Source organism: Sporolactobacillus shoreae (assembly GCF_004684935.1).
Classification (GTDB): domain Bacteria; phylum Bacillota; class Bacilli; order Bacillales; family Sporolactobacillaceae; genus Sporolactobacillus; species Sporolactobacillus shoreae.
Genome location: NZ_SRJD01000020.1, coordinates 18,436 through 39,581 on the forward strand (window position 1 = coordinate 18,436; position 21,146 = coordinate 39,581).

The following is a 21,146-nucleotide window of genomic DNA, read 5'->3' on the forward strand; positions in this document are numbered from 1 at the left end:
TAAACAGCCCTCTCTTTCAAAAAAGGGGAAATTATTATTTTTATTTTACACTTTTTTCACCATTTATTTTATAAAAAAATAGAGTTATTCCCAGAAAGAGATTGGAGTTCGGTCTCATGAACACTTTTATGTCCCTTCATCCAAATATCAAAATTCGTCTGATGACTTCGTTTCTCTCCCGATTTGTCGGGAACATGGTTTTTCCATTCATGGCGATCTATTTTGCCAATGAATTCGGGGCCGCGACAGCTGGTTTCCTGCTGTTTCTTAACGTGATCGCATCCCTGGTCACCAGTTTTTTCGGCGGTTATGTGTCTGATCATTTTGGGCGAAAAAAAGTCATGGTTCTTGCCCAGGCAATTCAGATTCTTGCCTTTTCAGTTATGGCCGTATCAAATTCACCATGGTTCTTATCCGCCTTCATCACTTTTGTGATGATGTTCATCCAAAGTATCAGTAACGGTTTAATGAACCCTGCTGCCGAAGCGATGCTGATTGATGTCAGCACGGAAGAAAACAGACAGTTCATGTACAGCGTGAACTATTGGTCCGTGAATTTGTCTATTGCAGCCGGTACGATCATCGGCGGGTTCTATTTTAACAGCCACCGTTTTACCCTGTTTGTCGCACTCACAATGACTTCGGTCCTCGTGCTTCTGCTTCTGACCCTATTTATGCAGGACAGCGGGCAAACGCGAACATGGCCGCGCATGTCCGCCCCACTCGATTTGATAAAGGATATGGGGAAAAATTATCGTCTCGTCATGACGGATCATCGTTTTCTGATTTTTTGCCTGGCACATTTGCTGATTGTTTCTCTTGAATTTCAGATGAATAATTATATCGCCATCCGTCTTGAAAGCGAATTTCACGCGTTCTTATTGAACCAATCAGTGAACGGGCTGAAGATGCTCAGCTGGCTTCGCGTAGAAAATACGGTGCTCATTGTACTTTTTACCCTCTCAGTCAATCAGTGGATGAAACGTTATCGATCCACAAATATTCTGTTCATTGGGCTCGCCTTATATATATCCGGCTATGTGACGCTGGCTTTTAGTAATCTGTGGATCCTACTGCTTATCATGATTATCGTCTCGTCGTTAGGTGAACTCATGTATGTGCCTATATGCCAGTCCATGGTTGCCTCAATGGCAAGAGAGAATGTGCGGGGATCTTATATGGCTGTTTATGGACTTGTTTTTCAGGGGGCCAAGATTATGGGATCCCTTGGTGTTATAGCCGGCGCATTCTTCCCCTCTTTTGTTATGGCTGCTCTATTTCTTACTATGGGACTCGCGGGCATGTACTGCTTTTATAGCTCCATCCATTGGCTGCAGAAGAAAAGCGTCCCGGTCTGAACGTGGCAGAGTAGTTCAATCGCGTGCGGGAAATCCAATAAAGTTACGCTAATGAGGAGGATTTCAAGTGAAGTTTGTACTTCTATTTGGACCCCAGGCCGTCGGGAAAATGACCGTGGGACAGGAACTGGCAAAAATCACTGAATTGAAATTGTTTCATAATCATATGACCATTGATTTGCTCGTTCCATTATTCGGCTATAGTCCGGAGATGTGGCGGCTCTGCCACCTGTTTCGGGAGGAGATTTTAAAAGCTTTCGCAAAAAGCGATCAGTACGGAATCATATTCACGACTGTGTGGGCATTTAACAATGCCGAAGACTGGAAGAATATTAAGAAGATCTGTGATATTTTTCATTCAACTAAAGCCGAGGTTTATTTTGTGGAGTTAGAAGCCAGCGTGAAAGAACGGCTAAAAAGAAACACAACCTCAAATCGGCTGGAACATAAACCAACGAAACGGGATATTAAATCATCTGAACAGGATCTGTTACATTCAATGGAAAAATATCGACTGAATTCCAAAGAAGGTGAAATTACCGAGCCTCATTATCTAAGAATCAATAATACACACGTCAGTGCGGAACAGGTTGCGCAACAAATAAAAGAGACATTCCATTTATAACCAATTGACGAAAAGCTCTTGAGATTCATAAAAAATGGTTTGGAGAAGTCCCCCAAACCATTTTTTATACATTTATTAATTCATATTTTTTGCGCTTTTCTACTTTGCTTATTTCCCACTAAACTCTTCCGAGTATTTGTTCAGAAGTTCAAATTTGGCATTCCATACTTTTGGAGACAAGTCCACATAATAGTTATGGGGATTTTCAAAGCGAAGAACTTCCGCCCATTGTCTCTCGACCTGAGCCTTCGCAAAGTTTCTTATTTCGACTACGGACGGGCTCTCGTAGCAAAGTTCTCCGGTTTTAAAAATCTGTTTGCGTAGCAGTTCGGCTTTATAGTTCTTCAGCGTTTTTTTCTTCCAGGTGTATACCGGATCAAAAATAGTCAGCGGTTTACTTTCATCAATTACCTCTTCACTGTCGCAGATCAAATCAGCAATCGCTTTATCAGCGCCTTTTTCATAAATACGATAGATTTTCTTAAAGCCTGGATTTGTGATTTTTTCTTCATTCTCACTGATCTTAATTCTCGGGATCACATTGCCCTCTTTTTCAATAGCAACCAGTTTATAGACACCGCCGAAGACAGGTTCTGACCTGGCAGTAATTAGCCGTTCACCAACACCAAAGGAATTAATTTGAGCGCCCTCCGCCAGAACATCTTTGATAATATGTTCGTCAAGAGAATTGGAGATGACGATGATTGCTTTTGGAAATCCTGCCTCATCAAGAGCTTTTCTGACTTTTTTAGTCAAATAAGTAATATCACCTGAATCAATACGTATGCCCAGTGGTTCATGGCCCTTATCCCTGAGCTCCTTGAAAACTTTAATCGCATTCGGCAGGCCGGATTTGAGGACATTGTACGTATCAATCAGAACCAGGCATTGATCCGGATAAGCACGTGACCATGCACGAAAAGCTTCTAACTCGCTGTCATAAAGCTGAACCCAGCTGTGCGCCATTGTACCGGAAACCGGGATATCAAACATCATGCCTGCCAGAGTATTCGCTGTCGCGGAGCATCCTCCGATCACAGCTGCCCGCGCACCATATATAGCGCCGTCATAACCCTGAGCGCGCCGTGATCCGAATTCCATGACTGATCGGTTCCCCGCAACACGGCAAATTCTGCTGGCTTTGGTCGCAATCAGCGTCTGATGATTGATGGTCACAAGAACCATCGTTTCCAGAAGCTGTGCCTGGATGGCCGGCCCTCTGACCGTAACAAGCGGTTCATTCGGAAAAACGGGGTAGCCTTCTGGTATGGCCCACACGTCGCATGAAAATTTAAAATGGGCCAGGTAATCAAGAAATTTCTCGGAAAATTGTCCGGTTGACCGAAGATAATTGACATCATCTTCAGTAAACCGGAGATCTTCCAAATACTCAATCAACTGATCCACGCCCGCCATGATGCAGTAGCCGCCGCCATCCGGGACTCTGCGGAAATACATATCGAAATAGACGATCTGGTCGCCTACCCCTTCTTCAAGATAGCTGTTTCCCATAGTGAGTTCGTAAAAATCGACCAGCATCGTCAGATCCCGGTCATTTCTCACGTCAAACCTGCTCTCCATTGTTCTACTTCCTCCAATTATGGTCGGTTATGTAAGTCATATATTGAGTCGAGTATACTATTGACCTACAAACTTGTAAACCGAAAACGGATTCACTGAAATACCCGGTGGATCAATTCAGTCTTTTTTCAAAAAAATGTTGACTGTAACCTGCCGGGTGATCCTGGACAACTCCATACTCTTCATATCCCATTTTTCTGTAGAAATCCGGAGCCTGAAAACTGAACGTGTCAAGCAGGATGAGCCGGCATTTTTTCTCTTTCGCCAGCCTTTCAGCCATTTTAATTAGCTGACTCCCATACCCCTTTCCGCGCAGACTCTGATCCACCCAGAGAAAATCCACATGGAGATGGGCCCAGAAAATGGTACCTGTTATTCCTCCGTATATTTTGCCGTCTTCGTCTTTCAGCAGCAAATTTAGATTTTCAACAGGCGACTTGATTTCATCCGAGAGGCAGCCCGCGTTATATTCTATAAGCTTCTTCCTGATGTAATCCGAAGAGCTTTGGTCGTTCCATTGTTCTGAAATGAACATTGACATTTATCCGCTCCCTGCAAAATTTTGCTCCTATCTTAAAGTATCAACACGCCCCTTAGACAACAATAATTATACTTTGGGTTGGAAGGATCCGCTTCTTTTTTTCCCGGAGTTCAGGAATAGGAACAGGAACCGTTGTCACATCCCCAATTAGCTGTATACTGAATCTGTAAAGCGAAACAACCGAGGAGGAATTCACTTTGATCAAACTGATTGCTATCGATCTTGACGGAACCTTACTGAATGATGAGAAGAAGATTAGTCAAAGATCCCGGGAAACATTAATGAAAGCGAAGAGACTTGGTGTAAAAGTTGTCCTCTGTTCAGGCAGGCCGATTGCAGGAATCAAAGAATATCTGGATGTGCTTGGACTGAACGAAACCGGAAATTTCGCGATAACCTACAATGGAGGCCTTGTGCAAAAAACAGACAGTGGTGAAGTCCTCTCTGAAAAGATTCTGACTCGTAGCGATGTCCGTTCAATTTACACGCTCAGCCAGAAACTTGGTGTACCGATGAATTTTATTGATCAGGAAAACGTTTACTGCCCGACGCCTCCGAAGGGCAGGCCTTCTTTATATGGAACGGTCATGCATTCCCTGCCATTTATCGGTACGACAATGGACCAGCTTCCCGGTGATCTGAAGGTGAATAAGGTTGTTTTCTGTACGGAACAGGAACGACTTGACGCAGCGATTAAAAAAATTCCAGAAACGTACTTTGAAAAATATACAATAATGAAATCAAGGGCCATTCTTCTGGAGATCATGAACAAAGAAGTGGATAAAGGAAGAGGCTTGCAGATCTTGGGGAGCTACCTGAAGATACGGCCTGAAGAAATAATGACACTCGGGGATCAGGAAAACGATCTGGCAATGATTCGTTACGCGGGTCTCGGTGTGGCTATGGGTAATGCCATTCAAAAAGTAAAAGACATTGCACAGTTCGTGACCAAAAAGAACACCGAAGACGGGGTCGCGTTCGCAGTCGAAAAATTTGTTCTTAACCAATGATCCAGCAAATATATAATGCCAGCCTTGTCATTTATTTGAGTGAATTTTCAGCCCTTACAGATAGGAGGAAAATTCCTTTTGTCTACTATTTTTCCTTTCAGATCCTGTCAGTGAGCCATCACATCTAATGAAAGGACATTCAGCACATTGACCAGTGATATCATTAAAAACCTAAATGTATAGAACGTACATATTTTTATTTAATTTAACAAAAAAAAACTTCCAAGCCTGATTGATTCTTTTTATCAGGTTTGGAAGGCATCTTCCATGCTAATAGAATAATAGCTGTAATCATTGATTCGTAAAAAGGCTTCCCACGCTCTTATCCAAAGAAGAGTGAGTCGAGGCTATACATACCAGCCCCAATCAGAGCAGTACCAATGACAACGGCGATAATCAGCAGATTATATTCAAACCCGTTTTCAGTCACCCAGTAACCATTTTTCCCATGAACCGTTGCTATTGCAACAATCATTGTTCCGGTGATCAACAAGGCCGCCAGGGGAGTCAGCAGTCCCACTGCAAACAGCACGCCGCCAATGAGTTCAGATAGTCCGGCCATAACAGCCATCAGTACTCCCGGCTTAACTCCGATGGATTCAAAAAATCCACCGGTTCCCTTAATTCCATGGCCTCCAAACCAGCCAAAAAGTTTTTGTGTGCCATGCCCTGCAAAAGTTAATCCTAATACAACACGAATAATCAGCAATCCTAAATTCATCAATTCTATCACTCCAATATAATATTATTAATTCATATATCATGAATTCGAAATAATTAAGAAAGCAAAACTTTCCCGTTCAATCAACCTGCCCCGCCGCAAACAGTCCAAGCTTTTTCAACTGCTCAATCATTTCAAATTTCTCAGACGGATTCAATCCACCAAGAATCTGATCCACTGCGTTCCGGTGCTGCGGAAATATATTTTTCATCAAATCGGTTCCGTCATCTGTCAGCGCGGCGAACGTTACCCGACGATCGGTCGGACATGGTTTTCTTTTAAGCAGCTTTTTCTTTTCCAGCTGATCAATCACATAAGTTGTGCTGCTGCTGGCAATCAGGATTTTACTGCCGATCTTCTGAATCGGTTGATCTCCCTTATGGTAAAGCAGCTCGAGTACACCAAACTCAGTCAGATTGAGACCGTAACTCTTAATATTTTCTTCGATTCTTTTTCGAATGGATTGTTCTGCTCTCGTCAGAACCACCCAGAGCTTCAGAGAGATGTCTTTCGCCTCGGCCGTCTGCTCCTGATTTTTCTCCGCCATAATGATTCATCCCTTTTATCTCTAATTCGAGACAATTATATCCTGACCCACCTTCCCTGTCAAGGGTAACTGTTTGTTATCGTTCAAATATCCAGGGGCTCAAGCTGGCTTTCAATAAGCTCTCTTTTCCCTTCCAGAAAAGGCGGCAGAGAGAGTGTGCGGCCCAGAGACGATTCATCTTCATCCGTAGCGAATCCAGGCCCGTCAGTTGCAAATTCAAACAAAATGCGGTTGAATTCCCGAACGTACAGGGATTTAAAATAAAAACGATCAACAAATCCGGAATTAGGCATTCCTGTCTTATTGATGACTTTGATCCATTCATTCAAAGCATCCTGATCTGCAACGCGGAGAGCCAGATGATGCACGCTTCCGTAACCCGGAACTTCAGCCATATGATTCTGGTCTTCACGGACAATAATCTGCGCGCCATGACCGCCCTCGCCGACTTCAAATAGGATATTCTCTCCCTCCTGTGCCACTTCCCTGAAATGAAGTATATCTGTCAGGAATGAACGCATCATTCCGAGATGTGACACGGTAAGCGTTACAGTTCCTAATCCCCGGATCGCGTGCTCCATTGGAACCGGTCCGCCCGCCCAAGGTATCCCTCCTGCGACCCCTTTATCCTTTTCGTCTGATATCAGACGCAGAGGCGTACCGTCAAAATCTTCGAATTCAAGGATCTTATGTCCGAACAAGGTTGAAATTTCTTGATGGCTTACTTTAAGTTCATCAAAACGGTTATTCCAATAATCAAGAGACTGGTCACTCGGTACCCGCAGCGAAACACGTGAGATAGAGTTCGTTCCTTTTCGGGTGGGACGTGTACCGGGAAATTCGAAAAAGGTCAGATCGGTCCCCGGGCTCCCCTTTTGATCGGCATAAAATAAATGGTAGACTGAGATGTCGTCCTGATTGACAGTCTTTTTGACCAGACGCATCCCCAGTACTTTTGTATAAAAGGAAAAGTTTTTTTTCGCATCGCTCGTTACAATCGAAATATGGTGAATTCCGAATAACTCATTCATTGGTTCGGCCTCCTTCATTCTCTTTTTCAATAGGTTTGACTTTCTTTCATCGCGCATTTGATCCACCTGATCCTGAATGACTTTCACTTTATGCGGCGTCACATCATTGCCCTTTTCATCAATAAGTTTTACATTGAGCAGGTTTTGTCTGAATGTTCCTCGAAAGATTTCAATATACCGTTTTCTCAGCTTGCCCTGAATTTCCCTCTCTTCAGAGGTCAAAGGCCGCTCTTTTGCTGCTCTGGCCAGCCGATTGATTTCTTTCAGCAAATCTTTCATCTCTGAATCTCCACTCACAAAAGACTGATACCACTTCTGTGACGCAAGCACTTCATCCTCTGTCAGCTGATGGCCGGCTACAGTCCATTTTTCCTGAACGGAAGCCCCTGCCTCTTTCAGATTCCAAGTCATTTGTTTTGTCGACTCTTGAGAAATCAACGAATCATTAAGGCCTGCCGCCACAAAAACAGAGACTTTCTTCAAATCACCGTATGGATCTTCAGAACGGTAGTCCGTGCCACGGAACAGGATGGCACCATTAAAAACAGATGCTTCATGATGTAAAAGACTGACAATCATATTCGCTCCATTTGAATACCCGACGGCGATCACTTTCCGCTCTGTAAATTCATGGTTCAGACCAAATTCATTAAGAAAGCGATGAAGACTGTCTGTTTCACTTTTTAAGTCATCAACATCTATTTCACCTTCAGAAAAGCGGTTGAAAAACCGGTTCATTCCATCTTCTTTGCGATTGCCGCGGAGACTGAGTACCGCTGCACCTGGCGCTATGGATTCGGCAAGAGAAAGCAGCGAATATTCATCTCCTCCCGTGCCGTGAAAGAGAACAAGAACCGGGGCAAGTGGCGTGTCACCTTCATTAAAAATGTGCTTAAAGCTCATGTCTTCACCTCCAGATAATATTTTTAATTAATATATCTCTGTTTCGAGATAATAATATCTCTTTTTTCTTAGTTTGTCAATTATGTGAACAAAATTCATGTTCTCGTAAAAAAATATCCCGGAGAAGGAATACATCCTCTTCTGGGAGAGACAGTCTTTCATCGATTAAGTTTACAGAATTCATCAATGGCTCACTCTGAGAGCAGCCGATCCTCTGCGGACAATGACTTTCGTTCCAGAGCATAGCTCCACATACTCAGGAAAGCAGCCGCCAGAACCATCAGCGCACCGATCCAGGTTGTATCAATCAGACCGATATTGGCGACAACTTGTCCGCCGATCAGTGACCCCAGAGCGACACCGCCATTAAATGCTGCGATGTTGACTGCGGACGCGACATCAACCCCCTCCGGAACAAGACGCTCCGCAAGAACGACGGCATACAGCTGAAGCCCAGGGACGTTCATGAAGGCAAACAGTCCCATCAAGATCACTGTCAGAACGCCAAACGTTTTAAATGGTGCTGTGAAATACAGGATAAAAATGGCCGCAGCCTGAAACAGAAACATATAGATCAGGGCTTTCATCGGCCGATGATTTGAGACTTTTCCGCCAAAGGTGTTCCCGACTGCGATGGCGATTCCGTAAACAAATAGAATTAAAGCAACAGAACTTGGCGAAAATCCTGTAATTTTTTCAAGCAACGGGGACAGATAGGTGAACACAACAAATGTTCCTCCGTAACCAAGTGCAGTAATGATAAAGACGAGAAGCAGTGGACCTGTTTTGATTAGTCTGAACTGATCGCTGAATTTCATGCTCGGCGACTTCTTAAGATTCGAAGGGACAAGCAGGCTGTTCGCGATCAAAGCGAGCACTCCAATGGCCACGATAATCATAAATGCGGCACGCCAGCCGAATGTCTGGCCGATGAACGTACCTAATGGAACACCTGTAACCGTCGCCAGAGTCACGCCTGTAAACATAATTGCAATAGCGCTTGCTCTTTTATTCGGAGCAACAATATCAGCGGCAATGGTTGAACCAATCGACATGAATACACCGTGTGAAAATGATGAAATCACCCGTGCGGTCAGCAGCATTCCGATCCCAGTAGCAGTAGCCGCAACAGAGTTGCCGATGATGAAAACAACCATGATTAAGATCAGTAATGTCTTTTTTGGAATCTTGACCGTTAATGAGGTCAGAATGGGCGCGCCAACAGTTACACCCAGCGCATATAACGTCACAGTGAGCCCTGCCAGAGAATAAGAAACATGGAAGTCATGCATGATCAGCGGCAGAAGGCCAACGCTGATAAATTCAGTTGTTCCGATTGCAAAAGCACTGATTGCCAGTGATATAAGTGAAAATAAACCCCTTCTTGATGTCAAATGAGTGACTCCTTTCAAAATAATATGTTCAAATTTATCTGCACATGTTATTATGAATGGTGCATGCCGTCCCAACAAGTACGCACTTTAATGTAAGGTAGATACTTTTAAGTGCCTATAGGAGGTATTTTCATGGATAAAAAATACAATATATCTGTTGAAGCAACACTTGAGGTTATTGGCGGCAAGTGGAAGCCCGTGATCCTGTGTCATTTGATCAATGGTAAAAAAAGAACCGGTGAACTTAAGCGACTGATTCCAAATATCACTCAAAAGATGCTGACACAGCAGCTGCGTGAACTGGAGCAGGCCGGTATCATTAATCGCAAAGTGTACAATCAGGTTCCGCCAAAAGTCGAATATGAGTTAAGTGAATATGGCGAGACATTAAAGGATGTTCTTCATCGTCTATGCCTTTGGGGAGAAAATCACATCAGAAGGACTTATGGTGAAACGGAAAGTCACTTGGAGGAAAGCGTACTAAATAAATAAAACTCGCCGCAGCGAAAACGCCTGTCCGATTTAGCATTCGGGCAGGCGTTTTGCGAGACTATTTGTTACTAAGCGGTTTCGGTTTGAAAATTAATTTCGGCACATCTTGAAAATCGGATTCATAACCCTCACGTATATGTGTAAAAATTATTCAAGCTGCTTCCGCGGTTTTCTGACTAAATTAATGATACCTGCAATCAAATAAAGGATGCCCGGGAAAAGAGCCGGCAGACTGACTACACCAGCCACGATCAGCAGAACGCCTGAAAGGACAGGTTTTTTACGAAGAAACAGTAGAACAAGAGCGGCAATCGCTAATACAATACTGATGGCCGAAATAACGATTAATGTGGTCCCTAGAATATGCACAAGCTGAATGACATTGTCAATATCTGAGGAAGTAATATTTTGATTCGAGTTCGTTGCTGAAGCCATAAGCTGCACTCTGAGCGCATTCGTGTCAATCGATAAGATACGTATTCCTGAAATTAATGCCAGAAGGCTCAGTGCCCCTCCAATGATTGACAATGTGATTTCTGCAGTCCTTTTCAACAAGAAGACCCCCTAAAAAAAATTATGTTAAAAACTCATTCATTTTCCCAACAAACACCGGAAGGAATCGTTTCTTTCAACACTTTAATAGATTCATCATCCAAAGCTCTTTTTGGTAAAATAACGGCGGCCATCGGATTAAAATAAATAAAAAAGTACTCATCTGTTTCCGCAACCTTATTGATCGATGACCATTCCGCTTTTGTCTCTTCTCCTGATGGCATTATTTCTATCACATTTTTGTCCGTCAGGATCAGTGCTGTTTCACCGCATAGTTTTCCTTTTCCCATCTCGTCAATCATTTTTGACAGTCTCCTGTGAAAGCTCCACCTGAATATTTTTGCTGAAAACGCGATCCAGAGCGCAGCAATAATGAGGCTGATCACGAAATAACCGGTCTGAAATTCATGAACAAGCAGGGAGAAAACAAGAGGTGCTAACAAAAAAATAAGCGAAAACAGCTTCTGAGTTCGAATTAACCGCTTGTTTGAAATGGATTGCTCAAATGTAAACAAATTGAACGCAATGTAATCTTCCTTCGCTACTTGATAATGAAGTTCCATCCTCCATCTCCTTTAAACATCCAATATTCAAAGCTTAGATGCTACTCATCAATCTATAATTTACTATACATGATTGCTGGCAGATATTCACTAAGATTCAGATTCCGCGTAACTTTTACGCGTTTCAGAATAACAGTCTTAAAATCGTCATGGAGGCCACGCCCATAATCACAGCGTACAGTAAGTGATTCGTAAAAATGGTTGTTAAATTGAAGGGAAAACAGCTGCCACCGCATGCCAATCAACAGACACAACTCCACTCCGCCGAACAAACAGACTGCCGGCAATAGTTGGATTATCGTAAGTTTAAGATTACTTTCGCAAAGCAGGGTTGCCACGCTTTTCCATAATAAAAAAGGATTTAGCAGAAGGACGGGAATCGTCCCTGCTAAACCCTTGAAGATCTCATTTTTCTAATTTGATCAAGTAACTTACTTCAACATTATGGTTGAGAATGCCGGTAAAGTGATCTCCACTTTTCCATGTCCTCTCGTCACATTTTTGTGTGAAAATGTGGTATACAGCACTTTGTGAGTTTTAAATTCCTGTTCATTCACGCTTATCGTGACCGTTTGATCTGAAAGATTATTCAGGACGAGCACTGAATCTTTCTGATCATTTCTTGTATAGCCCAGAATTCGGCTGTCTCCGGTCTGAAAGTCCTGAATATTCCCTGAGACCAGAGCCGGGCTCGACTCACGTACGTGGATCAGCTCACGGTAATGGTTGAGAAGCGAGTTGGGATCCTGGTCTTCTGCTTCAACCGAAACTGCATTCGGCCCAACATTATATTGCGGTGTTTCCCAAGTTGTCTGGCCTTCTCCGTCACCCGGATACCAGCGGAAGGGCTCCCGTTTCAGGGGATCCGGTCCGTCGCCAAGCATGCCGATTTCTTCTCCATAATAGATATATGGATTCCCCGGCATGGTCAGGAGGATTGACGCCGCCATTTTCGCTTTATCCACATTCCCATTCAGAACTGACATCGTTCGCTCCTGATCATGATTTGTCAGAAATGGAGCGTCAATGGCGTCAGGATTCACACTCTGATACTGAGAAAGAGTGCTCATCTCGAAAGCCGCCAGTCCGTTGTCTTCTCCATTCTGAACAGCGTCCAGAATCTTGCCGGCAAGATCAAAATTGAAACTTGAGTTCAGTGCTTGATAGTAGGGTGCGATATTATTTGGCCGATCCCAGACTTCTCCAACGAGATAAACATTTTGATCCACTGTTTTAAGGGCCTGATCAAATTCATCCCACCAAGCAACATTTTTATCCGTGTCCCCGGTATAGATATGCATCGCCGCGTCAAGGCGAAATCCGTCCGCACCTTGCTTCAGCCAGAACTTGCCAATATTAATCACTTCTTCACGGACCTTTGGATTGTCATAGTTCAAATCCGGCATTGCGGGATCAAAGAGCGCGTAATAATAATCTCCCGAACCCGGATAGGTTTCATGCCATAGCTGCTGCCCCCACGGACCTTTTTCATTAAGATCCGTGTTTTGATTCGCCCAGATGTAGTAATCCCGGTAAGGGCTGTTCTTGTCTTTCACAGCTGACTGGAACCATGGGTTCTGATTACTGGTATGGTTCAGCGCAATATCAAGGATCACTTTTACTCCGCGTTTATGTGCTTCCTTCGCCAGATTGCGGAAATCCTGAAGTGTGCCGTATTGCGGATCCACATTGTAGTAATCCGTTGTATCATACTTGTGATAACTGGGTGATGGGAAAATAGGCATCAGCCAGATGGCATTCACACCCAGATCCGTTTGGCTGTTTTTGTGCCCGTCGTTCAGGTAGTTCAATTTTTCCGTCACACCATTAAGATCGCCATGTCCGTCATTGTTCGAATCGTAAAATGAGTTAACATACAATTCATAATAAACGCCAAGGTTGCTTTGAGTGGCAAGATTCGGCGACACGTCTTTTGCAAAAGCGCCTGTTGCAAAACTGAAAACAAGAGTCAGTGTCAGTATGAACGATAGGAATTTAAGTGCTCGTAATTTTTTCAACATTTCGCACCCCTATTCTTAGCGAATGAATACTTTGCCTTTTTCATTCACAGGAATTTTGACATAAAGGACGCCGCTGTTCGAATCGAAGTAGTAGCCGTTCTCCTGTTTACTTAGATCGTCAAGGCTGCCTGCTTTTTTATAAGTTGTATTTGCAGCTTTGACTTTCTTAGGATCCTGAGCATTATGAAGTTTTAATGTGTAGGACTGGAGTGCCGAATCATACTTCTGGACTTTTTTGTCCTGACTAAATTCAATATGATTGCCCTTCTTTGAGACATTGAGATCTGTCACATTGTACTGACCCTTATTGTGATTCAGCGTTGATCCGTCATCTTCATAGAAGCTGTAGGAAGCGTCATGATTCAGATAAGTATCCAGTGTAAGATTTGTCAGCTTGTCCTGGCCGGTGTACTGCTGAACCTCACGTGTCGGAATAATCGAATCTTTCTTTACAAAGATTGGCATGTAATCCAGAGGGGCGTCGACTGTGATCGTCTGGCCACCTGTATATTCCTTCTGATCCCAGTAGTTAATCCATGTTGCGCCCTTTGGCAAATAAACGCTTCGGGAAGTCGCTCCCTGCGTTACAACCGGTGCGATCATCAGTGAATCGCCAAACATGTACTGATCGTCAATGTTATAGGTGCCAGGGTCTTTCTGGAACTGATAAACAAGCGGCTGCTCAACCGGTGTACCGTTCACAGATGCTTCATGGAATGCGTTGTACAGGTACGGAAGCAGCTGGTAGCGCAGGTCAATATACTTTTTACTGATGCTTTCTACTTCTGGCCCGAAAGACCATGGTTCCTGATGATAGTTTCGGTCGCTCCACTGATCGTAGTGAATACGAGAGAATGGTAGGAAGGCGCCTGTTTCAATCCAGCGGGCGAAGAGTTCAGGAGTTGCTTCGTTACCAAATCCGCCGATATCATTCCCTACAAATGCCTGACCGGAGAGGCCGATGTTTGTATTCATTGGAATGGACATCTGAAGGTGTTCCCAATCGCTCAAGCTGTCACCTGTCCAAACGGCAGCATATCGCTGCGTTCCGGCATACATATCCCGGGAAAGAACAAACGGACGCTTATTTGAATTATTGGAGCCAGGGGTTGTCCAGGCATTATAGCTGGCTTCATCCTCGAGTCCGCCATACATATTATGGAAGGCCGGTGCAAGAACTTTATTGCCCTGATCGTCAACACCGTAGGAATCGCTTGGAAGCGTATGACCTAATCCCTGATCGTCGTTGAATACAGCTGGTTCGTTCATGTCGTTCCAGATACCGTCAACCCCTTCATTCAGAAGCGAGGTAGCGATATTGGACGACCACCAGTTCCGCACATTGCTGCTGAGGAAATTCGGGAATGCGGAGTCACCGGCCCATACAGGTCCGATATAGGGCGTGCCATCTGCATTCTTCACCCAATAATCGTTGGCTGTTCCCTCATTGAACACTGAATAATTCGTATCCTGTTTAATACCAGGGTCATTGATGACTACCGTATGCATACCCGGAGTGCTTTTGACTGTATCAAAAGCCTGCTTGTAAGCATCATTAAAGGTGAACATTCTGTAGCCGTTCATATAATCAATGTCAAAGTTCATCGTATCAAGCGGAATGCCCTTGTTACGGTAGGTTTGAGTGACATTTACAAGTTGCTCCGGTGTGTACGCCCAGGCACTTTGCTGCAGACCAAGGGCCCATTCCGGTGGCAGATTAATTTTTCCGGTCAGTTCTGTGTACTGATCCAGCACATGCGAGATGGACGGACCGTTCATGAAATAATAGGTCAGAGGGCCGCCATCCGCATAAATGTAATAGTAATCGTTCGATTCATTGGCCATGTTGTAATACGAGTGATACGGGTTGTCAAAAAGGATTCCGTACGCATTGCCATTCTTCAGTCCGATAAAGAAAGGAATGGTCGTGTAGACGTACTTGGTACTATTGTTATAACCGTAGGAATCCGAGTTCCACATACCCATGCTCTTGCCACGTTTGTTCAACGTGCTTCCAGTCTGTTCACCGAAGCCGTAAAAATTCTCGCTGCTGTCGGTCTTTTTGAAAAAGTACGGCTTACCGTTTTCATAGCCGACGGACGAACCATTTTTAGAATAATCCTCATTAATAACCTTGCCGTATTTATCAAGAATTTTAACGCCGAAAGGTTTTTCACTGATATCAACCGTAATGTCGGTCGTCTTCAGTGAATAGACATTTTGATTTTCTTTCGTGCTGAATTCTGGAGCTTTCCAGTCTTTTTTAGCAATCGCCGGAGAATCCGTTTCTGCTGTTCCTTTTGGCAGCACAGATACCTTGATCATGTCTTTTGACAGTAAATGGATATATCCATCATATTTACCTAGATCAAATTTGACCCCGTCACTGGTTTTCTGTGCACCATTTACATAAAGAGTCTCCAAGTTGTTTTCATTCAGTGGAGTCTCCTGCGGGGCAGCAGCAAATGCCGATGAAAAAGCTGACGAAAAAGTAATCAGTAATGCCAGGATAATTGATACAAGGATCTTGATGTTAGGTTTCATCAGTGACATACCCCTCTCACCCCCTCTTCACTCGTTTTAAAGGAATCATTACAGTTACTGCACTGCCATAGCCGCTTAGCTCTCAAAACAATCCCTCCAAGTAAATTTATTTATATCTGAATTTTCAGATATATTCATTGTCAAATTTATACCCCTTATTAAAAAAGCCCAAAAATAAGTCATGAATAATATTACATTTATTACAAATTATTACATTTAAGCAAAAAATATATTGAGGGCTGTATAATGCTGATAAAATGAGCTTATACAGCCCTCAATTCTGACCGGGTGAACCTTTGCCTTATGTAAATCCAAACATGTGTTGAAGGACTCAGCCGGCAGGCTGCAATTGCAGCTGAAAAAATATATGCTATTCTAATGGGGAGCATTAGTAACAGCAGCATTAAAGGCCAAGCAAGTTAAGAAAGTTACACCAAATGTCGTTTGCACTAAACATGGTTTACACCTCCTTTGATAATTTTATGGTATCATGATTCGACATCACATTATTAAAATGTATAATATATTCACCTAAATAGGAGGAAGGTCACATGGCATACCAATTGGGAGAAGTTCTCAAAAAAATTCGTGAATCCAAAAAATATACTCAAAAGTATGTTTCTGATAATCATATGTCACGAACCACCTATGCGAAAATTGAGGCGTGCACTATGGAGCCCACTGTAGGTAAATTCATGCACATACTGCAGAAGCTCGACATATCTTACGATGAATTAAAATACATACAAAATATGTATTCTTTGGAGGGTAAAGAAGAGATCATTCATGATTTTTTCCAGGTGTCAACCAGCGTTGAAACCAGTAAATTTTTTAAGTTAAAAAAAAGTTGTGAACAATACCTAATTAATCATTCTGATAGTGTTGTTGACGATATCCGATCCATTTGTATTGCTCAACTCATAATTCAGTCTGAAAACGATTATAAAAAGGCACATATACATGCGAGCAAAGTCTGGGAAAGGTTGTCAAAACTTGATGATTGGTACACTATCGAGCTAAAATTGATCAACAATATTTTTTTCTTTTTTCCATTGGAAACCGGAATTTCCATTGCTCAAAAAGCGTTGAAGGAAATTAATAAGTTTTCATTTGTTGAGAAAATAAATGAGTTAAAACCAGCCTATTTATTAAATATGGCTCTTTTAATGATCAATAACCTACAGTTTTCAGAGGCTCATCACTTTTCTGAGAAAGCTATTCATGAGTGTGATTTACAAAAAAGATATGATTTAATTTCCGTTGCCCATGCAAGAAAGGGGGTTGCGCTTATTAACCTTGGAAAGAATAGCGAAGGCATCGCTTCAATAAAAAAGGCAATCGCTATAAATAAGGCACTTGATCAAACTCAAATGATTAATGCAATTTTGGAAGAAGTAAGACAAAAAACAGATATTAGCATCAGTTTTTAAAACTTTTTATGCTTCTTTGTTAAGGAATTAAAATTACCGTATATTCAAATTCCATTTACTTCCGTGAGTAGCTCTGCATCCCATTTCCAGTCACTAACAGCCACCGCGTCCGTAACATGTTGCATCTTGCTGGCGCCTAGAATGGCTGTAGTTACTGCTGGTTGATTCAGAATCCATGAAAGAGCAAATTGGGCTATTTTCTTCTCATAACGTTGAGCAATTTTCTGATACTTCGTCACTCGCTCGAAGTTGTTTTCATTGAAATATTGAAAAATCAACTTTTCGCCGGAAGCCGCCCGGCTACCTGTTGGAAAGTCTGCCCCGGAAGTGTATTTGCCTGAAAGCATACCACGGGCGAGCGGACTATAAACGAGCAGCCCGACATTTTCGGACAGGCAATATGGAATCAGTTCCTGCTCCGCTTCCCGCGAGAGCAAATTGTATTGGGATTGCGATGAAATGAATGAAGCCAGACTTTTTATTGCGCTCACCTTTTTTGATTTTTCAATCTGCCAGGCCGCGAAATTGGAACAGCCGATGTACCTGACCTTTCCCTGCCTGACAAGCGTCGTGAGTGCTTCAAGTGTTTCTTCAAGCGGAGTATTCTCGTCGAACCGATGCACTTGATATAAATCAATATAATCGGTCTGCAGCCTTCTTAATGATTCTTCTGCCTGCTGCAAAATATGCTTTTTTGATAAACCCTGTTCGTTAACGCCTTTTCCCATTGGGAGACCTACTTTGGTGGCAAGAACAATTTTATCTCTTCTGCCCTTCAGTGCTCGTCCGATAATCTCTTCGGAGGCACCAGTGCCATATCTGAATGCTTCATCCTGCCCCTTACCGTAAAAGTTAGCCGTATCAATCACATTGATCCCGGCATCCAAAGCTGTGTCAATGATCCTGTTTGATTCTTTTTCATCGATCCAGCGTCCGAAAGCCATCGTCCCTAAGGAAATGTTGGAAACCGTCAACCCCGTATTGCCCAAAGAATGATAGAGCACTAAAGATCCCCTCCTTAATAATCTTGACTCTTTCATTATCAGCAATCCTCCAAAAACTGTCCAGAAAAGCAGCTCCGTAAAAAAAGATTCCCTGAGTCGACACAGAGAATCTTTAGTTTAACTTTTTTTAATTTTTGGTAGATCATTAATTTTGTGGAATCGTAAGTTTGTCTCCTGGAAAGATCAACTCAGAAGACAGATGGTTTGTTTTCATTAGCTGGCTGACCGTGGTGCTATTCTCGTGGGCGATCGCCCACAGGGTATCTCCCTTCTTTATTGAGTAGTTCTTTAACGGTGCCTGAAGCTTCAGGTTTTGCCCTGGGAAAATGGTGCTGTTTGACAATTGATTGAATTTTTGAATCTGAGAAACTGTAATACCGTTATCACGGGAGATCGCCCAAAGTGTGTCACCTGCCTGAACGACGTAAACCGCGTGTCCCGTTTTTATCGGCTTCGTTTGAACGGCCGAAGTGTTGGGTTCAGCAGGTGCAGTTGATCCTACGGCTTTTTGAGTTTCCTGATTTACCACTGTTGTGGCTTTTGGTTGTATCGTTTTGCTTTCAAAGCGAGTTGAGGACTTTTCTACTGTTTGAGTGGTTGTTTTCGCAGACAGTAGTTTGGCCGCCTGTACCTGAGGGGCAGTGCCGATAATACGGCGGGCAGTCACATATCTGGGAGCCCAATAGCTTGAAGCCCCTCCACCAAATATCTGAGTCTGACGGACGCCAGTTTGAGCCGTTTCCGAACTGATCATCTGATTGTTGCCGACATAAATGCCGACATGGGTAATACCGGTACCATACGTATGAAAAAAGACCAGATCACCCGGTTGCAGATCCTGCTTGCTGACATAATTTCCATAGCCGGCCTGTGCTGCCGCGTTGTGGGGCAGAGTAACACCCAATTTTGCGAATACCTTCATTGTAAATCCCGAGCAATCATTGTTTCCCCAACTGTAGGCTTCACCAATGCCCTGTTTCGCCAGGTCCGCCGGATTCACTGGAGAATCTGCCTTCGCCTGATGCAGGCCACCTGTTCCCCCAATAATCAGTCCGCCTGCAAGAGCCAGTGATAAAACGCTTTTTTTCATTAAAACATCCTCCCCATTCATTCGCTTTCTCTTTGAAACGCAGATTGCCGATTCTTATGTAAATTGGATCTGTCACGCTTCAACAACTCAATGTTAGTCCCTAATTTTATCAAAGCGGTTACACCTTAATCACAGAGCTGATACGTCTTTGTTACATCGTGATAATAATTGATCTAAAGTCAGTAAATAAAATGAGTTTTTGACTGAATTAGCAGATAATGACAGTTGCATTTCAGAAAATCCTGCTGCGTTTTTTATAACTTCTACATCCAAAGTAACACAGGTTAACATCATAAGTTATTATCTGCCGTTAACAACTCCTGGTAACATCATGAGTTACAACCTGTCGAAGTTTCATTTGCTATACTTGCACTCGTGCCCGGAATCTCGTACTGCAACACAGATTCCCGAACGATTATTCACAGGAGGATGATTCTATGGTCAGCATCAAACTGCCCTATGATAAGACAACAATCACTGCAGAAATCAGCGAGAAAAATTTAGCAGGCATTCTAACCTCAAAAGCAGAAAATTTTCACACCGATCTTACCCAGGAAGAAACCGTTGAGGCCTCTCTTGACCATCCGATCGGCTCGCCAAAACTTGAGGAACTTGTAAAAGGCAAGAAAAACATTGTCATTATCAGCTCGGACCACACGCGCCCGGTCCCCTCAAAGATCATCACGCCGATCCTTCTTCGTCGAATCCGTTCCGTGGAACCCGCTGCGGATATCAAAATACTGGTTGCCACCGGTTTTCACCGCCCTTCAACGCACGAAGAGCTTATCAACAAATATGGAGAGGAAATTGTTGCGAACGAAAAAATCATCATGCATGTCTCAACGGACGACTCTTCTATGGTACAAATCGGAACACTCCCTTCCGGCGGACCATGCATCATTAACCGTGTGGCCGCCGAAGCCGATCTCCTGATTTCTGAGGGATTTATTGAATCACATTTTTTTGCCGGATTCTCCGGAGGCAGGAAATCAGTGCTTCCCGGCATCGCGTCATACAAAACGATAATGGCTAACCACTGCGGGGAATTTATCGATTCGGATCAGGCGCGAACAGGTAATCTGCACCACAATCCGATCCATAAAGATATGGTTTACGCGGCTAAAACTGCGGGGTTGAAATTTATCCTGAATGTAGTTCTTGATGGAGAGAAACAGATTATCGGTTCCTTTGCCGGTGATATGGAGGAAGCTCATAAAAAAGGCTGCCATTTTGTCGAAGAACTAGCGGAAGTCAAGAAAACACCGTGTGATATTGCAATCGTGACTAATGGAGGCTATCCGCTTGATCAGAATATCTATCAGTCGGTCAAGGGCATGACCGCCGCTGAAGCGACGAACAAGGAAGGCGGCGTCATTATCATGGTCGCAGGCTGTTCCGACGGGCATGGCGGCGAAGGTTTTTACAAAAACCTCGCGGAAGCCAAAACACCAGCGGAGTTTCTTGAAAAAGCGATCCATACAGCCCGCCAGGAAACGATTCCCGATCAGTGGACGTCGCAGATTCTCGCGCGAATCCTCGACAAGCATCACGTCTTCATTGTCTCTGATCTCGTCGATCCAAAGCTTGTAACATCCATGCACATGGAAAACACCGCAACGCTCGAAGACGCTTTGAAACGCGCTTACGCTATCGAAGGCGAAGACGCAAAAGTAACGGTTATTCCTGACGGACTCGCTGTAGTTGTCAAATAATGGCTTGAAGGTCTTAAAGAAAGGATG

At 43.5% G+C, this 21,146-nt stretch carries 18 protein-coding genes and 1 pseudogene; 6 read left to right on the forward strand and 13 right to left on the reverse strand.

Annotation, left to right across the window (positions count from 1 at the left end; genetic code table 11):
- Positions 1-116 precede the first annotated feature (116 nt).
- Together E4665_RS14420 and E4665_RS14425 are read left to right on the forward strand one after the other, a co-directional pair.
- The gene (locus E4665_RS14420) at positions 117-1,358 is read left to right on the forward strand and encodes an MDR family MFS transporter (RefSeq protein WP_135349498.1); all 1,242 of its coding nucleotides are present in this window, start codon (positions 117-119) and stop codon (positions 1,356-1,358) included.
- Positions 1,359-1,425: 67 nt separating this feature from the next.
- Positions 1,426-1,983: a DEAD/DEAH box helicase family protein gene (locus E4665_RS14425; RefSeq protein ID WP_135349499.1), complete on the forward strand. Its 558-nt coding sequence runs from the start codon at positions 1,426-1,428 to the stop codon at positions 1,981-1,983.
- 108 nt (positions 1,984-2,091) lie between these two features.
- On the opposite strand, the gene E4665_RS14430 is transcribed toward E4665_RS14425, so the two are convergent.
- Positions 2,092-3,564 (reverse strand): nicotinate phosphoribosyltransferase, encoded by a 1,473-nt coding sequence (locus E4665_RS14430; RefSeq protein WP_135349500.1) that lies wholly within the window; start codon positions 3,562-3,564, stop codon positions 2,092-2,094.
- A 112-nt stretch (positions 3,565-3,676) separates the two neighbouring features.
- On the reverse strand, positions 3,677-4,099 hold the full coding sequence (locus tag E4665_RS14435; RefSeq protein WP_135349525.1) for a GNAT family N-acetyltransferase: 423 nt from the start codon (positions 4,097-4,099) through the stop codon (positions 3,677-3,679).
- A gap of 203 nt (positions 4,100-4,302) precedes the next feature.
- Between E4665_RS14435 and yidA the strand changes: the two genes are divergently transcribed.
- The gene (yidA, locus tag E4665_RS14440) at positions 4,303-5,115 is read left to right on the forward strand and encodes a sugar-phosphatase (protein ID WP_135349501.1); all 813 of its coding nucleotides are present in this window, start codon (positions 4,303-4,305) and stop codon (positions 5,113-5,115) included.
- 322 nt (positions 5,116-5,437) lie between these two features.
- On the opposite strand, the gene E4665_RS14445 is transcribed toward yidA, so the two are convergent.
- The 5 genes and pseudogenes from E4665_RS14445 to E4665_RS14460 form a co-directional block, all read right to left on the reverse strand.
- Entirely contained in the window at positions 5,438-5,839 is a 402-nt protein-coding gene (locus E4665_RS14445) for a DoxX family protein (RefSeq protein WP_135349502.1), read from the reverse strand.
- Positions 5,840-5,915: 76 nt separating this feature from the next.
- On the reverse strand, positions 5,916-6,383 hold the full coding sequence (locus tag E4665_RS14450; RefSeq protein ID WP_135349503.1) for a MarR family winged helix-turn-helix transcriptional regulator: 468 nt from the start codon (positions 6,381-6,383) through the stop codon (positions 5,916-5,918).
- 83 nt (positions 6,384-6,466) lie between these two features.
- Complete coding sequence (locus E4665_RS18555) at positions 6,467-7,414, reverse strand: ring-cleaving dioxygenase (RefSeq protein ID WP_167815217.1); 948 nt, start codon at positions 7,412-7,414, stop codon at positions 6,467-6,469.
- Positions 7,415-7,507: 93 nt separating this feature from the next.
- Positions 7,508-8,317: pseudogene (locus E4665_RS18560) on the reverse strand (DUF896 domain-containing protein); the annotation flags it as partial.
- 191 nt (positions 8,318-8,508) lie between these two features.
- Positions 8,509-9,711, reverse strand: a complete 1,203-nt coding sequence (locus tag E4665_RS14460) for an MFS transporter (RefSeq protein ID WP_135349505.1) — start codon at positions 9,709-9,711, stop codon at positions 8,509-8,511.
- A gap of 132 nt (positions 9,712-9,843) precedes the next feature.
- Here E4665_RS14460 and E4665_RS14465 point away from each other — a divergent pair, with 132 nt between their 5' ends.
- Positions 9,844-10,203: a winged helix-turn-helix transcriptional regulator gene (locus tag E4665_RS14465; RefSeq protein WP_135349506.1), complete on the forward strand. Its 360-nt coding sequence runs from the start codon at positions 9,844-9,846 to the stop codon at positions 10,201-10,203.
- 147 nt (positions 10,204-10,350) lie between these two features.
- On the opposite strand, the gene E4665_RS14470 is transcribed toward E4665_RS14465, so the two are convergent.
- The 4 genes from E4665_RS14470 to E4665_RS14485 all read right to left on the reverse strand — a co-directional run bounded on the left by E4665_RS14470 (position 10,351) and on the right by E4665_RS14485 (position 15,892).
- Positions 10,351-10,755 carry a DUF4064 domain-containing protein gene (locus E4665_RS14470; RefSeq protein WP_135349507.1) on the reverse strand — a complete coding sequence of 135 codons (405 nt, stop codon included), beginning with the start codon at positions 10,753-10,755 and terminating at the stop codon, positions 10,351-10,353.
- A gap of 35 nt (positions 10,756-10,790) precedes the next feature.
- Positions 10,791-11,318, reverse strand: a complete 528-nt coding sequence (locus E4665_RS14475) for a YcxB family protein (RefSeq protein WP_135349508.1) — start codon at positions 11,316-11,318, stop codon at positions 10,791-10,793.
- Positions 11,319-11,749: 431 nt separating this feature from the next.
- Positions 11,750-13,339 (reverse strand): alpha-amylase family glycosyl hydrolase, encoded by a 1,590-nt coding sequence (locus tag E4665_RS14480; RefSeq protein ID WP_135349509.1) that lies wholly within the window; start codon positions 13,337-13,339, stop codon positions 11,750-11,752.
- A 15-nt stretch (positions 13,340-13,354) separates the two neighbouring features.
- The gene (locus tag E4665_RS14485; RefSeq protein ID WP_135349510.1) at positions 13,355-15,892 is read right to left on the reverse strand and encodes a glycoside hydrolase family 31 protein; all 2,538 of its coding nucleotides are present in this window, start codon (positions 15,890-15,892) and stop codon (positions 13,355-13,357) included.
- A 542-nt stretch (positions 15,893-16,434) separates the two neighbouring features.
- Between E4665_RS14485 and E4665_RS14490 the strand changes: the two genes are divergently transcribed.
- Positions 16,435-17,313 carry a helix-turn-helix domain-containing protein gene (locus tag E4665_RS14490; RefSeq protein ID WP_135349511.1) on the forward strand — a complete coding sequence of 293 codons (879 nt, stop codon included), beginning with the start codon at positions 16,435-16,437 and terminating at the stop codon, positions 17,311-17,313.
- Positions 17,314-17,357: 44 nt separating this feature from the next.
- Here the strand turns inward: E4665_RS14490 and E4665_RS14495 are convergent, their stop codons facing one another.
- Both E4665_RS14495 and E4665_RS14500 read right to left on the reverse strand, forming a co-directional pair.
- Positions 17,358-18,317: an aldo/keto reductase gene (locus tag E4665_RS14495; protein ID WP_135349526.1), complete on the reverse strand. Its 960-nt coding sequence runs from the start codon at positions 18,315-18,317 to the stop codon at positions 17,358-17,360.
- Positions 18,318-18,462: 145 nt separating this feature from the next.
- A complete protein-coding gene (locus E4665_RS14500) occupies positions 18,463-19,407 on the reverse strand; it encodes a C40 family peptidase (protein WP_135349512.1) in 945 nt (314 codons plus the stop codon).
- A gap of 437 nt (positions 19,408-19,844) precedes the next feature.
- Here E4665_RS14500 and larA point away from each other — a divergent pair, with 437 nt between their 5' ends.
- On the forward strand, positions 19,845-21,119 hold the full coding sequence (larA, locus tag E4665_RS14505; RefSeq protein ID WP_135349513.1) for a nickel-dependent lactate racemase: 1,275 nt from the start codon (positions 19,845-19,847) through the stop codon (positions 21,117-21,119).
- The last annotated feature ends 27 nt before the right edge of the window (positions 21,120-21,146 follow it).